The following is a 15,004-nucleotide window of genomic DNA, read 5'->3' on the forward strand; positions in this document are numbered from 1 at the left end:
CGCGTCCCCCTGTGAGGTGTGCTTATCCGTTTCACACATCCTGGCGGAAGGCCGGGGCGGCAAGGGCCTCGGGGTGTGGTTCAGTGCGGGACTGTTACCGCCGTGATGACAACAAGTTGCCCGAGCGGAATCTTTCCGGGCAATTGCGGTCATGTATGCCGACAGTGTGCAGTCTGTCTCTAGGGTGCGGGCCATGCGGCTTCGCTACAACTACCGGGTGTACCCCGACGCCCCCCAGCGCTCGGCGCTGGCGCAGGCGCTCGGTTGCGCTCGTGTGGTGTGGAATGACTGCCTTCGGGCCCGCAGGGACGCGTACGCGGCGGGCCTGCCGTACGTGCCGTCGTCCGAGCTGTCGAAGGTGTTCATCACCCGGGCCAAGCGGACGGAGGAACGCCGCTGGCTTCGGGACGTCTCTGCCGTGGTGCTCCAGCAATCGCTGAGGGACCTGGACGCCGCCTTCGGGAATTTCTTCGCATCGCTGAGCGGCGACAGGAAGGGGCGGAGACACGGCCCCCCGCGCTTCAAGTCCCGAAAGGACCCGCGGCAGGGTATCCGGCTCAACACCAACGCGTTCGCCCTGCGGGATGATGGCCGTGTGTACGTGGCCAAGGTCGGAGACCTGAAGGTCAGGTGGTCGAGGCCGCTGCCTGCTGCACCGACGTCCTTGACGATCATCAAGGACGCTGCCGGGCGTTACTTCGCCAGTTTCGTCGTCGCCGTGCAGCCGGAAGGCCTTCCCGAGGTCGATGCCGAGGTGGGCATCGATCTGGGGCTCACCACGTTCGCGGTCCTGTCCGACGGTACGAAGATCTCCTCTCCCCGTTTCCTGCGGAGGGCGGAGAAGAAGGTGAAGAGGCTCCAGCGGGATCTGTCACGGAAGGCGGACGGGTCGAAGAACCGGGCCAAGGCCCGGATCGAGCTCGCCCGGCAGCATGCCAAAGTCGTCGACCGGCGCAGGGACTGGCACCACAAGATGTCCACACGGATCATCCGCGACAACCAAGCGGTGTACGTGGAAGACCTCGCTGTGCACGCCCTCGGCCGGACCAGACATGCCAAGTCGGTGCACGATGCGGGCTGGGGTGCCTTCGTCCGCATGCTGGAGTACAAGGCGGTCAAGCACGGCCGCCACTTCGGAAGGGTCGGTCGCTTCGTGCCGACCTCCCAGATCTGTTCCACCTGTGGACATCGCGACGGGCCCAAGCCGCTGCACGTCCGCGCATGGACCTGCGTCGCCTGTGGCTCGGTCCACGACCGGGACGAGAACGCAGCGATCAACACCCTGGCCGCCGGACGGGCGGACAGGTCAAACGCCTCGTGGAGCGCGGGTAGGACCGGGACGAGAGTTCCGGCGCCGCGCGGTGAAGCAGGAAGCCGGACCGGTCGGCCGGGCGGCACGTCAACGGTTTCAATACTGGACCGACACGCCTCTAAACTGTGCCCGTGACCGAGAACACGCAGACACCCAGTGCCCCCAACTCCGAACTGCCGACCCAGTACGCGCCGGCCGAGGTAGAGGGGAAGCTCTACGAGCGCTGGGTAGAGCGTGGCTACTTCACGGCCGACGCCGCGAGCGAGAAGCCCGCGTACACCATCGTCATCCCGCCGCCGAACGTCACGGGCTCGCTCCACCTGGGCCACGCCTTCCAGCACACCCTCATGGACGCCCTGACCCGCCGCAAGCGCATGCAGGGCTTCGAGTCCCTGTGGCTGCCCGGCATGGACCACGCCGGCATCGCCACCCAGAACAAGGTCGAGCAGCAGCTCGCCGAGGAGGGCAAGTCCCGCCACGACCTGGGCCGCGAGGAGTTCGTCGAGCGCGTCTGGCAGTGGAAGGAAGAGTACGGCGGCAAGATCCTCGGCCAGATGCGCCGCCTCGGCGACGGCGTCGACTGGTCGCGCGAGCGCTTCACCATGGACGAGGGCCTGTCCAAGGCCGTCCAGACCATCTTCAAGAAGCTCTTCGACGACGAGCTGATCTACCGCGCCGAGCGCATCATCAACTGGTGCCCCCGCTGTCTGACGGCCATCTCCGACATCGAGGTGGAGTACCAGGAGGACGCCGGCGAGCTGGTCTCCATCCGGTACGGCGAGGGCGAGGACAGCCTCGTCGTCGCCACCACCCGCGCCGAGACGATGCTCGGTGACACGGCCATCGCCGTCCACCCGGACGACGAGCGCTACAAGCACCTGGTCGGCCGTCTCATCAAGCTGCCGCTCACCGACCGCTCGATCCCGGTCGTCGCCGACGCGCACGTCGACCCCGAGTTCGGCACCGGCTGCGTCAAGGTGACCCCGGCGCACGACCCGAACGACTTCGCCATCGGGCAGCGCCACAACCTGCCCAACATGACGATCATGGACGAGCACGGCGTCATCACCGTCCACGGCCCCTTCCTCGGCCTGGACCGCTTCGAGGCCCGCTCCGCCGTCGTCGGCGCGCTGCGCCAGCAGGGCCGGATCGTCGCCGAGAAGCGCCCCTACCTGCACTCCGTCGGGCACTGCTCGCGCTGCAGCACCACCGTCGAGCCCCGCCTGTCCCTCCAGTGGTGGGTCAAGGTCGAGACGCTGGCCAAGAACGCCGGCGACGCCGTCCGCGACGGCCGCGTCTCGATCCACCCCGTCGAGATGGAGAAGCGCTACTTCGACTGGGTCGACAACCTCAACGACTGGTGCATCTCGCGCCAGCTGTGGTGGGGCCACCGCATCCCGGTCTGGTACGGCCCGGACGGCGAGGTCGTCTGCGTCGGCCCCGACGAGGAAGCGCCCTCGGGCGAGGGCTGGACCCAGGACACCGACGTCCTGGACACCTGGTTCTCCTCCGGCCTGTGGCCGTTCTCCACGCTGGGCTGGCCGGAGAAGACCCCGGACCTGGCGAAGTTCTACTCCACCGACGTCCTGGTCACCGGCCACGACATCATCTTCTTCTGGGTCGCCCGGATGATGATGTTCGGCCTGTACGCCATGGACGGCGAGGTCCCCTTCAAGACGATCGCGCTGACCGGCCTGGTCCGCGACGAGCGCGGCAAGAAGATGTCGAAGTCCTTCGGCAACGTCGTCGACCCGCTCGACTGGATGGACAAGTACGGCTCCGACGCCGTCCGCTTCACCCTGGCCAAGGGCGCCAACCCCGGCACCGACGTGCCGATCGGCGAGGACTGGGTCCAGGCGTCCAGCAAGTTCGCCAACAAGATCTGGAACGCCACGCGCTTCGCGCTGATGAACGGCGCCACGATCGAGGGCGAGCTGCCGCCGGCCGAGCAGCTGTCGGCCACCGACCGCTGGATCCTCTCCCGCCTGAACAAGACGGTCGCGCAGGTCGACGGCTACTACGAGGACTTCCAGTTCTCGAAGCTCAGCGAGGCCCTCTACCACTTCGCGTGGGACGAGGTCTTCGACTGGTACGTCGAGCTGTCGAAGACGACCTTCTTCGCGGGCGGCGAGCAGGCGAAGGTCTCCAGCCGGGTCCTCGGCGAGGTCATCGACGTCATGCTGCGCCTGCTGCACCCGGTGGTCCCGTTCGTCACCGAGACGCTGTGGACCACGCTGACCGGCGGTGAGTCCCTCGTCATCGCTGACTGGCCGAAGGACAGTGGCTTCCGCGACGAGGCCGCCGAGGCCGAGATCGAGGGCGTCCAGAACCTGGTCCGCGAGGTCCGCCGCTTCCGCAAGGAGCAGGGCCTCGACGACAAGCAGAAGGTTCCGGCCCGCCTGGACCTGTCCGGTACGGCGCTGGCCGCGCACGAGGCGGCCATCCGCCAGGTGCTGCGCCTCCAGCCGGAGGGCGACGCCTTCAGCGCCTCCGCGACCCTCCCGGTCGGCGGTGCGACGGTGGCCCTCGACCTGTCGGGCACCATCGACGTCGAGGCCGAGCGCAAGCGCCTGACGAAGGACCTGGGCGCCGCTGAGAAGGAGAAGCAGCAGGCCGAGGCGAAGCTGGCGAACGAGGCGTTCATCGCCAAGGCGCCGGACAACGTCGTGGACAAGATCAAGGGCCGTCTGGCCAAGGCCGAGGCGGACATCGCCCGGATCCAGGCGCAGCTGGCCGGTCTGCCCGCCGCGTAGTCGCAGAGCAACACAGTCGTACGAAGGCCCCCGCACCGTTCCCGGACGGTGCGGGGGCCTTCGCGCACGTTCAGAGCAGGCCGGTCCCGAAGCGGGTCACGACCAGCGCGGCCACCGCGAGGTACAGGGCGGTCGGGACCAGCCAGTGGGGGAGGGCGCGCAGCGGGGAGCCGGGGCGGGCCAGGTGCCGGGTGACGTACCAGAACAGCGGGATCATCACCGCCCAGACGGCCGTGCACCACGGGCACAGCGCGCCGATCACGTACAGGCACTGGCCGATCAGCCACAGGGTGAGGGCGAAGCCGGCGGCGAGCGCGGCCCACAGCCCCTGCCAGAGCCGGCGCGGCAGCCGGGCCCCGGCGGCCACCGCCAGGCCCAGGCCCGCGAGGGCGGCGAAGGCGGCGAGGCCGAGCAGGGCGTTGGGCGGGCCCAGCAGCTCGCTCTGCCAGGCGGTCATCACGTCGCCGCAGCTCAGCACCGCGTTGATGTTGCAGCCGGGGGTGAAGAGGGGGTCCTCCAGGGTGCGGATGCGGTCGTACGCCAGCATCCCGGAGGCGAGGGTGCCGATGAGGCCGCCGGCGAGGAGGAGCAGGCCGGTGCGGCGGGTCTCGGCGGACCGGTCGGGCGTGAGGGCGGTGGCTCCGGGGGGCCCGGCGGCTCGGGCGGTCCCGGCGGTTCCGGCGTTCCTGTGGGCGGCGGTGGTCATTCTGCCGACGCTACGTCGGCCGGGGCGGGCGCCGGGAGGGCGGAAGGTCGCTTCCGGCGGGGGCTTTGGGCCCTGACTCCGAGATAAACGGAGTGCCGTATATCACTTGATATGTCCCACCTGCCGATCCGATCCCGGGCGCGGACCACGGATGATGGGGAGATGCACGTCAAGCCCGCCCCGTCGCCCTTCCAGCGGCTCGTGGCCTGCGGCCGCCGGCTGGCCGAGGGCCGGGGCGCCTCCCCGCGGGCGCAGGACGTCCTCGCGGCGCTGAGCTGCCTGGCCCTGATGGCGCTCGACCTGCCCGGCCTGGCCGCCGCCGACAACTCCCTCAACGGGGCCGGGGCCGCCGCCGTGCTCACCGTGGGCTGCGCGACGCTGCTGCTGCGGCGCCGGATGCCCTGGGCGGCGTACCTCACGGCACTGCTGTTCATCGGCTGGCTGCACGAGCTGACCCTGATCCAGTTCGCCCTGTACTCCGTCGGCCGCTACCGGGGGCGCCGCGCCGCGGTGCTGGCCACCGTCGGGTACCTGGCCTTCGCGGTCTCGGTGTTCTGCGTGCCGGGCTGGCCCGAGCCCAGGGCCGCGACGCTCAGCTCCTTCCTCGGTCTGGTGGTGCCCATCGGGGTGCTCGCCTCGGCCGTCGGGATCGCCGCCTACCGGCACGACCTGGTGCGCGAGCTGGAGGCCAGGCGGGCCGAGTCGGCGGTGCTGAACGCCGTGCAGGAGGAGCGGACCTCCGTCGCCCGGGACGTCCACGACTTCGTGGGGCGGGAGCTGACCCTGCTGACGGTGCGCTCGGAGGTGCTGTCGATGCGGGCGCGCGAGACCCCGTACGCGAAGGACTTCGAGGAGCTGTCGGACACGGCCCGGCGGGCGCACCTGGTGCTCAACGAGATCATCGTGCAGCGCGGGGAGCGCGCGGCCACGCCCGGCGTGGACGGGCTCGCGGCGCTGGCGGAGGAGAGCGGGCGGGCCGGCTCGCCCGTCCGGCTGGCGATGGACCCGCAGGCGCACGGGCTGTCGCCGCTGCGGCAGGCGGCGGTGTACCGGGTGGTTCAGGAGTGCCTGACCAACGCGGCCAAGCACGCGCGCGGCGAGACCATCGAGGTGTCGGTCCGGGCGGACGGCCCGCACGTGCGGATCGCCGTCAGCAACGGCCTGCCGGCCGGCACCCCGGGCCGGGCCCCGGTCTCGGCGGGCTCGGGCACGGCGAGCATGGCCGAGCGGGTCCGCAGCCTGGGCGGGACGCTGACGGCGACGCGGACGCCGGACTCGTACGAGGTCGTCGCGGTGCTGCCGCGCGGCTGACCGGGCCCGTCCTCGACAAAAGGCGTGGTCAGGTGGCGTGGTCAGGCCTTCGCGGGGGAGAGCAGTCCGCTGAGGGTGTCGAGGTCCTCGACGCAGCGGCCGGAGCCGAGTGCCACGCAGTCCAGCGGGGAGTCCGCGACGAACACCGGGATGCCGGTGGCGGAGGCGATGCGCAGGTCCAGGCCGGGCAGCAGGGCGCCGCCGCCGGTGAGAACGATGCCGTGCTCCATGACGTCGCCGGACAGCTCTGGCGGGCAGTCCTCCAGGGTGGTGCGGACCGCGGCGATGATCGCCTCGACGGGCTCGTCGAGGGCGGCCCGGACGTCGGGCGCGGTCAGCTCCAGGGTCTTGGGCATCCCGCCGACCTTCTCGCGGCCGCGCACGGTGAAGGTCCGGGTCTCCAGCTCGGGCCGGTCCGGGACGGGCCAGGCGGAGCCGATGGCGACCTTGACGTCCTCGGCGGTGCGCTCGCCGATGAGCAGTGCGTGCTCCTTGCGCACGTAGTCCATGATCGCGGCGTCCAGCCGGTCCCCGCCGACCCGCAGGGACTGCGAGGTGACGATCCCGCCGAGGGAGATCACGGCGACCTCGGAGGTGCCGCCGCCGATGTCCACCACCATGGAGCCGCGCGGCTCGGCCACGGGCAGGCCGGCCCCGATCGCGGCGGCCATCGGCTCCTCGATGAGGTGGACGGTCCTGGCCCCGGCCCGGGTGGAGGCGTGGACGATGGCCCGCCGCTCGACGGGGGTCACGCCGGACGGCACGCAGATCACCATCCGGGTGCGGGGGCGGCGGCCGGGCACGGCCTTGCGCACGAAGTGCCGGATCATCTCCTCGGCGGCCTCGTAGTCGCAGATCACCCCGTCCTTGAGGGGGCGGATGGCGGTGATGGAGCCGGGCGTGCGGCCGATGGTCTCCTTGGCCTCGGTCCCGACGGCCAGGGCGGTGGTGGTGCCGGCCTTGACCGCCACCACGGACGGCTCATTGAGGACGATCCCGTGGCCGCGGGCGTAGACGAGGGTGTTCGCGGTCCCCAGGTCTATCCCTATGTCGCGGCTGGAAGCGGTCGTGGTGGTGCTGGCCTGCGGCATTCGTTCCCCTATCTCCTGTCCGCAAGGCTTGCATAACGATCAGGTCGCTTTCGCGTCCGATGGTCCCGAAACGGCCGGGCCGAAAGCCCCGCGGGGGCCCGTCCGTAGACTGGACCCGTGAGTGAGCAGCAGCCCGAGAGCCACGACCGCGACCGCGACCGTCCCTTCGACGAGTTCGACCAGATCGTGGCGGAAGAGTCCGACCGCGACCCCGACCTGGCGGTGATCGAGGCCGGCAGCCGTACCCTGCGCGCCCAGGCCGGCCCGCCCTCGGGCGACCCCGTGCCGACCCGCCCCGAGGACCCGGAGGTGGCGAAGGCGCTGCTGGAGGTGGAGCAGGAGCTCGCCACCCGCTGGGGCGAGACCAAGCTGGAGCCGTCCGTCAGCCGGATCGCCGCGCTGATGGACGTCCTGGGCGAGCCGCAGCACGCGTACCCGTCCATCCACGTCACCGGCACCAACGGCAAGACCAGCACGGCCCGCATGATCGAGGCCCTGCTGAACGCCTTCGACCTGCGCACGGGCCGCTACACCAGCCCGCACGTGCAGTCGGTGACCGAGCGGATCAGCCTGGACGGCGCGCCGATCAGCGCCGAGCGGTTCATCGAGACCTACCACGACGTGAAGCCGTACGTGGAGATGGTCGACGCGGCCGAGGAGTACCGGCTGTCGTTCTTCGAGGTGCTCACCGGCATGGCGTACGCGGCCTTCGCGGACGCGCCGGTCGACGTCGCCGTCGTCGAGGTCGGCATGGGCGGCAGCTGGGACGCCACCAACGTGATCGACGGGACGGTCGCGGTGATCACCCCGATCAGCCTGGACCACACGGACCGGCTCGGCTCCACGCCCGGCGAGATCGCCCAGGAGAAGGGCGGCATCATCAAGCAGGACGCCACCGTGATCCTGGCCCAGCAGCCGGTGGACGCGGCGCAGGTGCTGCTGAAGAAGGCCGTCGAGGTCGACGCGACCGTGGCCCGCGAGGGCATGGAGTTCGGCGTCGTCTCCCGCGAGGTGGCGGTCGGCGGCCAGATGCTGACCCTGCGCGGTATGGGCGGCGAGTACGAGGGCATCTTCCTGCCGCTGTACGGCGCCCACATGGCGCACAACGCGGCGGTCGCGCTGGCCGCCGTCGAGGCCTTCTTCGGAGTCGGCGGGGAGCACGCGCGGGAGCTGGACGCGGACACGGTCCGGCAGGCCTTCGCGTCGGTGACCTCGCCGGGCCGCATGGAGGTCGTGCGCCGCAGCCCGACGGTGATCCTGGACGCCGCGCACAACCCGGCGGGCGCGCAGGTCACCGCTGAGGCGGTCACCGAGGCCTTCGGCTTCAGCCGGCTGATCGGTGTCGTGGCCGCGAGCGAGGGCAAGGACGTCAAGGGCGTCTTCGAGGCCTTCGAGCCGATCTTCGCGGAGGTCGTGGTCACGGAGAACACCAGCCACCGGGCCATGGGCGCCGACGAGCTGGCGGCCATCGCGGTCGAGGTCTTCGGCCCGGACCGGGTGCAGGTGGAGCCCCGCCTGGACGACGCCCTGGAGGCGGCCGTCACCCTTGCGGAGGAAGAGGCCGAATACGGAGGGGCCGGCGTCCTGGTGACCGGTTCCGTGATCACGGTGGGCGAGGCCCGCCTGCTGTTCAAGAAGGGCTGAGGGATCGATGCGCACGCTCTGCGCGAGCACGCTGATCGGTGAATTCTTCATCGTCGGCTTCGCGGGCCTGGTGGCCATGAAGAACCCGGACCTGACCCAGGCCCAGGTGTGGACGGTCTGCGGCGTGACGATGCTGCTGTCGGTGCTGCTGTGCGGGATGCTGTCGCGCCGCGGCGCGGTGCAGCTCGGCTGGGCGCTGCAGATCGGGCTGATCGCGAGCGGCTTCGTGGTCCCGACGATGTTCTTCCTGGGCGCGGTCTTCGCGGGCCTGTGGTGGTGCTCGGTGCACTACGGCCGCAAGATCGACGCGATCAAGGCCAGCTGGGCGGCGCGGACGGCGGAGGCCGCCGGCCAGACCGCTCCTGACGCTGCGTGACGGTTCACCGTTTCGGCCCTGTAGATTCGTCGCACCGCACCCTTTTGCCGCAAGGAGTTACCACATGACCCAGCGCACGCTCGTCATCCTCAAGCCCGACGCCGTCCGTCGCGGGCTGGTCGGTGAGATCATCGGCCGCATCGAGCGGAAGGCCGGCTGGACCATTCCGGCGATGGAGCTGCGCACGCTCGACCGCGAGATCCTGGAGACGCACTACGCCGAGCACGTCGGCCGTCCCTTCTACGAGCCCCTGATGGGCTTCATGGCGAGCGGCCCGGTCGTCGTCCTGGTCGTGGAAGGGGAACGCGCGATCGAGGGTGTCCGCCAGCTGGCCGGACCCACCGACCCGATCGCCGCGGCGCCCGGCTCCATCCGGGGGGACTTCGGCACCATCGTGCGCGAGAACCTGATCCACGCCTCGGATTCCGAGGAGTCCGCGGAGCGCGAGCTGAAGCTCTTCTTCCCGGCTCTCTGAGCGTAGCGGAGCATTCGCGAGCGCGCTTTTCTGACGAGACATCAGCCAAATAGCGCTCATGACCTGGGGCGACCGAAGTAATTTCGGTCGCCCTTCGGTATTGCCGGAAGGCTGCGGGAACGCATGGCAAGAGCACGACGTCACCACTAAGGGGGCGGGTTGCCCGTCCGGCGCCATCGCCGGAGTCCCGTCGCGCGGTACCGGTACTCGCGGCCTTACGATGGGGCCTCCACCCACACACCCACCTCGCCGACCTGACAGCAGCCGCTATCAACTGGAAGGCCAGACGCTCCTCATGGGGAACAAGGGGAACAACATGTCGTTCATCGGCCGTGACATGGCGATCGACCTCGGGACCGCCAACACGCTGGTGTACGTGAGGGGCCGGGGAATCGTTCTGAACGAGCCGTCCGTGGTCGCCATCAACACGAACACCGGTGGAATCCTGGCGGTCGGCTCGGAGGCGAAGAAGATGATCGGGCGCACGCCCGGCAACATCGTCGCCGTACGGCCCCTCAAGGACGGCGTGATCGCCGACTTCGAGATCACCGAGCGCATGCTCCGGTACTTCATCCTCAAGATCCACAAGCGTCGCTACCTGGCGCGCCCGCGCGTCGTGGTCTGCGTGCCCTCCGGCATCACCGGAGTGGAGCGGCGCGCCGTCATCGAGGCGTCCACGCAGGCCGGCGCCCGCCAGGTGCACATCATCGAGGAGCCCATGGCCGCCGCCATCGGCTCGGGCCTGCCCGTCCACGAGGCCACCGGCAACATGGTCGTGGACATCGGCGGCGGCACCACCGAGGTCGCCGTCATCTCCCTCGGCGGAATCGTCACGGCGCAGTCCATCCGGGTGGCCGGCGACGAGCTGGACAACGCGATCATCCAGCACATCAAGAAGGAGTACTCGCTCCTCCTCGGCGAGCGCACCGCCGAACAGATCAAGATCACCATCGGTTCGGCGTACGACCTCGACAAGGACGAGCACACCGAGATCCGCGGCCGCGACCTGGTCTCCGGCCTCCCGAAGACCGTCGTCATCTCCGCCGCCGAGGTGCGCAAGGCCATCGAGGAGCCCGTCAACTCCATCGTCGACGCCGTCAAGACCACCCTCGACAAGTGCCCGCCGGAACTCTCCGGCGACATCATGGACCGCGGCATCGTCCTCACCGGCGGCGGCGCGCTCCTGCGCGGCCTCGACGAGCGGCTGCGCCGCGAGACCGGCATGCCGATCCACATCGCCGAGGACCCCCTCGACTCCGTGGCCCTCGGCTCCGGCAAGTGCGTCGAGGAGTTCGAAGCCCTCCAGCAGGTCCTGGACGCCCAGCCCCGGCGATGATCAAACCCCCTCCAACGGGGCATGCGGAACACAAGGATCCGCCGTACGGGTGCTACCGCGCCCGTGCGGCGGATCGTTGATATACAGGCACAGTCCGGTGCAGCCCCGGCTCCGCCGGAGCGGCTCCGCCGCACGGGTTTTCTACGAGGAAGGCACGGCCGCCGCACGTGAGGGACACACGAGAGAGCCGGCTGCTCCTGGTGCTGCTGATCGCCATCGCGTTCGCATTGATCACGGTGGACATCAGAGCGGGCGAGGAGTCACCGGTCGACGGTGCCCGCAAGGCCGCCGCAGCGGTCTTCGGCCCGGTCGAGAAGGGCGTCGCGACCGCCGTGGACCCGGTCGCCAACGCCATAGGGGCCGTACGCGACTCCGACGAACGCCACAACCGCATCACCCTCCTGGAGCGCGAGAACACCCTCCTGAAGACCAGGATGGGCAGCGACGAACGGGCCAAGAGCCGCATCCGCGAACTCGACGAGATGCTCAAGCGGGCCGGCGCCGGACAGTACGGCATCAAGGGCGCCGAGGTCATCGCCATAGGAGCGGCCCAGGGCTTCTCCTGGACCGTCACCATCGACGCCGGCAGCAAGGACGGCATCGAACGCGACATGACCGTCCTCAACGGCGACGGACTCGTCGGCCGCGTCACCACCGTCGGCCCCGACACCTCCACCGTCCTCCTCGCCAACGACCCCGACTTCACCGTAGGCACCCGCCTGGAAGCCAGCGGCGAACTCGGCTTCGCCACCGGCCAGGGCGACCGCCCCCTCGCCGTCCAGATGCTCAACGGCCGCGCCAGGGTCAGCCCCGGCGACCGCCTCGTCACCTTCGGCTCCCGCGCCAACAAGCCCTTCGTACCCGGCGTCCCGCTCGGCGAGATCGTCCGCGTCGACCCCTCCAACGGCGGCCTCACCCGCACCATCCACGTCCGCCCCTTCGTCGGCTTCTCCCGCCTCGACATCGTCGGCGTGGTCGTCGTCCCGCCCCGCGAAGACCCCCGCGACACCGTCCTGCCCCCCAAGCCCGAACCCCCCAAGCCCACCCCCACGGTCACCGTCACGGTCACGCCCACCCCGAGCGTCTCCGGCCGGCCCGCGGACGAGGAGGAACGCTGAGCCATGCGCTTCAACCGGATCCTGCTCTCCGCCACCCTCGTCGTGGTCGCCCTCGTCATCCAGGTCACCATCCTGGGAAGGCTCCAGCTTCCCGGCGCCGTCCCCGACCTGATGCTGCTCACGGTCGTCGCCCTGTCCCTGGTGTACGGGCCCACCTCCGGCGCCCTCCTCGGCTTCGGCGCCGGGCTCCTCGCCGACCTGGCCCCGCCCGCCGACCACGCCGCGGGCCGCTACGCCCTCGTGCTGTGCATCATCGGCTACCTCGTCGGCCTGGCCCGCCCCGACAACGGCCGGTTCCGCTCCGCCTGGGGCCCCATGCTGACCGTCCTCGCCGCCGCCGCCGGATCGATCATGCTGTACGTCGGCGTCGGCGCCCTGGTCGGCGACACCGCCGAACGCCATGTCGGCCTCGGCGGCCTGCTGTTCACCGCAGTCCTCTACGACCTCCTGCTCGCCCCCTTCACCGTGCCGTGGATCATGGCCCTGGCCCGCCGCGCCGAGAACGACCCCATGGCCGTCGAAGCCAACACCGGCCCGCCGCAGGGCGCCGACGTCTCCACCGGCTGGCTCACCGGCGGCACCGGCCTCAGGATCGGCAGCCAGCGCGGCGGCCTGCGGCTGCGCACCGCCCGCGGCCGCGCCAACCGGGCCGTCCGGATAAAGGGCGTCAAAGGCGTGAAGAACGTCAAGAAGCTGTGACGGGGGAGCACCAGGCATGACCAACATTCCCGAGACCGGCCGCACCCCCCGGGTGCAGATCCGGCTCGTCATCATCCAGATCCTCGTCTTCTCCCTGCTCTTCACCCTCGGCGGCCGCCTCTGGTACCTCCAGATCCGCAACGGCCACGAATACGCCGACGAGGCCCGCAGCAACCACGTCCAGCGCGTGGTGCAGCCCGCCGTGCGCGGCGACATCCTCGACGCCCGCGGCGTCCCCCTCGCCGACAACGAGACCCGCCTCGTCGTCTCGGCGTCCCGCACCGAGCTGATGCGGATAAAGGACCGGGGCAAGGCCGTCCTGACCCGCCTCGCCGGAGTCCTCGACATGAAGCCGCAGGACGTCATGGACAAGATCCGGCTCTGCGACTCCCAGACCCCCAAGCCCTGCTGGAACGGCTCCCCCTACCAGCCGATCCCCGTCACCACCGAGGCCACCACCCAGCAGGCCCTCCAGATCCGCGAACGCCCCGAGGACTTCCCCGGCATCACCGCCGAACCCACCGCCGTACGCCGCTACCCGGCCGTCGGCGGCGGCCGCGCCGCCCAGGTCCTCGGCTACCTCTCGCCCGTCACCGACGACGAGATCCAGAAGGCCAAGAACACCGACTCGCCCCACCTGCGCTCCGACCAGGTCGGCCGCTCCGGCATCGAGCGCACCTACGACAAGGAACTGCGCGGCAAGGCCCAGGTGACCTCCTACGAGGTCGACAACCTCGGCCGCGTCATGGGCGAGACCAAGTCCGACCCCGGCATCGCCGGCTCCACCCTCGTCACCAGCATCGACGCCCGCGTCCAGGCCGTCGCCGAGTACGAGCTCGCCGAGGCGATGAAGGTCGTCCGCAACGAGACCGACAACATCACCGGCCGCAAGTACGAGGCCGACTCCGGGGCCGTCGTCGTCATGGAGACCAAGACCGGCCGCGTCGTCGCCATGGCCTCCCAGCCCGACTACGACCCCAACGTCTGGGTCGGCGGGATCTCCGGCCAGGACTACGCCAAGTTCACCAGCAAGGACTCCAACTACCCCCTCCTCAACCGGGCCATCCAGGGCCAGGCCCCCGCCGGCTCCATCTTCAAGGTGGTCTCCGCCAGCGCCGCCGTCCGCGCCGGCTACGCCTTCGACGACAAGTACAACTGCAGCGCCTCCTACAACATGGGCGGCCGCAGCTTCGCCAACTTCGAGTCCAAGGGCCACGGCCCCATCACCCTCGGCGAAGCCCTCAAGTTCTCCTGCAACACCGTCTTCTACGCCCTAGGCCACAAGGAATGGCAGCGCGACGGCGGCCTCGAAGCCAAGAACCCGCACGACTGGTTCTACAAGACCGCCCGCGAGTTCGGACTCGGCTCCGAGACCCACATCGACCTGCCCAACGAGGTCAGCGGCCGCATCCCCGACCGCCACTGGAAGCAGAGCTTCTGGGAGGCCAACAAGGACTCCTGGTGCAAGCAGGGCAAGAAGGGCGGCACCTACGTCGAGCAGATCGCCTACGAGAGCTGCCTCGAAGGCAACCAGCTCAAGGCCTACGACAGCATCAACTTCGCCATCGGCCAGGGCGACGTCCTCGTCACCCCCATCCAGATGGCCACCGCCTACGCCGCCATCAGCAACGGCGGCACCCTCTACAACCCCACCGTCGGCAAGGCCGTCGTCAGCCCCCAGGGCAAGGTCGAGGAGATCAAGCCCCAGTCCCACGGCAAACTGCCCGTCGACGCCAAGACCATCAGCGACCTCGACAAGGGCCTGCGCATGGTCGTCGAACCCGGCGGCACCGCCGCCTGGCGGTTCATCGGCTGGCCCCTGGACAGGGTCCCGCTGCGCGCCAAGACCGGCACCGCCCAGGTCTACGGCAAGCAGACCACCTCGTGGCTCGCGACCTACACCGACGACTTCACCATCGTGATGACGATCTCCCAGGGCGGCACCGGCTCCGGCGCCTCCGGCCCCGCCGTCCGCAACATCTACAACGCGATGTACGGGTTCACCATGGACGGCAAGGACACCGGCAAGGCCCTCCTGCCCAGGCCGCAGGCCCAGCTGCCCACCGTCCACCCCGACGGCACCATCGACTCCCCCGAGATCAAGCCGTACGTGCCCCCGTCCCCGGAGGAGCTGGCGCCGCCCGCGCTCGCCGGCCCGCCGCCCCTGCGGCATGACTGAGACG

12 protein-coding genes are annotated in these 15,004 nt (G+C 70.3%); 10 read left to right on the forward strand and 2 right to left on the reverse strand.

Going from position 1 to position 15,004, the window contains the following annotated elements; translation table 11 throughout:
* Window positions 1–193 precede the first annotated feature (193 nt).
* Both AC07A6_RS14730 and AC07A6_RS14735 read left to right on the forward strand, forming a co-directional pair.
* Entirely contained in the window at window positions 194–1,447 is a 1,254-nt protein-coding gene (locus tag AC07A6_RS14730) for an RNA-guided endonuclease InsQ/TnpB family protein (protein ID WP_478777349.1), read from the forward strand.
* Window positions 1,444–4,065 (forward strand): valine--tRNA ligase, encoded by a 2,622-nt coding sequence (locus AC07A6_RS14735; protein ID WP_478777350.1) that lies wholly within the window; start codon window positions 1,444–1,446, stop codon window positions 4,063–4,065. The genes AC07A6_RS14730 and AC07A6_RS14735 overlap by 4 nt, the downstream gene beginning before the upstream one ends.
* A gap of 70 nt (window positions 4,066–4,135) precedes the next feature.
* On the opposite strand, the gene AC07A6_RS14740 is transcribed toward AC07A6_RS14735, so the two are convergent.
* Window positions 4,136–4,771, reverse strand: a complete 636-nt coding sequence (locus AC07A6_RS14740; RefSeq protein ID WP_478777351.1) for a vitamin K epoxide reductase family protein — start codon at window positions 4,769–4,771, stop codon at window positions 4,136–4,138.
* Window positions 4,772–4,933: 162 nt separating this feature from the next.
* Here AC07A6_RS14740 and AC07A6_RS14745 point away from each other — a divergent pair, with 162 nt between their 5' ends.
* Window positions 4,934–6,082 carry a sensor histidine kinase gene (locus AC07A6_RS14745; RefSeq protein WP_478777352.1) on the forward strand — a complete coding sequence of 383 codons (1,149 nt, stop codon included), beginning with the start codon at window positions 4,934–4,936 and terminating at the stop codon, window positions 6,080–6,082.
* Window positions 6,083–6,123: 41 nt separating this feature from the next.
* Here AC07A6_RS14745 and AC07A6_RS14750 read toward each other — a convergent pair whose 3' ends face one another.
* Window positions 6,124–7,173: a rod shape-determining protein gene (locus tag AC07A6_RS14750; protein ID WP_362467252.1), complete on the reverse strand. Its 1,050-nt coding sequence runs from the start codon at window positions 7,171–7,173 to the stop codon at window positions 6,124–6,126.
* Window positions 7,174–7,290: 117 nt separating this feature from the next.
* Here AC07A6_RS14750 and folC point away from each other — a divergent pair, with 117 nt between their 5' ends.
* The 7 genes from folC (at window position 7,291) to mrdA (ending at window position 15,000) form a co-directional block, all read left to right on the forward strand.
* Window positions 7,291–8,817, forward strand: coding sequence for a bifunctional tetrahydrofolate synthase/dihydrofolate synthase (gene folC / locus AC07A6_RS14755; RefSeq protein WP_386273014.1), 1,527 nt, complete (start codon window positions 7,291–7,293; stop codon window positions 8,815–8,817).
* A gap of 7 nt (window positions 8,818–8,824) precedes the next feature.
* Window positions 8,825–9,193, forward strand: coding sequence for a DUF4233 domain-containing protein (locus AC07A6_RS14760; protein ID WP_362467250.1), 369 nt, complete (start codon window positions 8,825–8,827; stop codon window positions 9,191–9,193).
* A 64-nt stretch (window positions 9,194–9,257) separates the two neighbouring features.
* Complete coding sequence (ndk, locus tag AC07A6_RS14765) at window positions 9,258–9,668, forward strand: nucleoside-diphosphate kinase (RefSeq protein ID WP_478777353.1); 411 nt, start codon at window positions 9,258–9,260, stop codon at window positions 9,666–9,668.
* A gap of 316 nt (window positions 9,669–9,984) precedes the next feature.
* Window positions 9,985–11,004, forward strand: coding sequence for a rod shape-determining protein (locus tag AC07A6_RS14770; RefSeq protein WP_030008578.1), 1,020 nt, complete (start codon window positions 9,985–9,987; stop codon window positions 11,002–11,004).
* A 167-nt stretch (window positions 11,005–11,171) separates the two neighbouring features.
* Window positions 11,172–12,122 carry a rod shape-determining protein MreC gene (mreC, locus tag AC07A6_RS14775; RefSeq protein WP_362467249.1) on the forward strand — a complete coding sequence of 317 codons (951 nt, stop codon included), beginning with the start codon at window positions 11,172–11,174 and terminating at the stop codon, window positions 12,120–12,122.
* Window positions 12,123–12,125: 3 nt separating this feature from the next.
* Window positions 12,126–12,821, forward strand: coding sequence for a rod shape-determining protein MreD (mreD, locus tag AC07A6_RS14780; protein ID WP_362467248.1), 696 nt, complete (start codon window positions 12,126–12,128; stop codon window positions 12,819–12,821).
* A 16-nt stretch (window positions 12,822–12,837) separates the two neighbouring features.
* Window positions 12,838–15,000: a penicillin-binding protein 2 gene (mrdA, locus tag AC07A6_RS14785; RefSeq protein ID WP_478777354.1), complete on the forward strand. Its 2,163-nt coding sequence runs from the start codon at window positions 12,838–12,840 to the stop codon at window positions 14,998–15,000.
* The last annotated feature ends 4 nt before the right edge of the window (window positions 15,001–15,004 follow it).

The sequence above is a fragment of the Streptomyces sp. NPDC044002 genome, assembly GCF_056434525.1.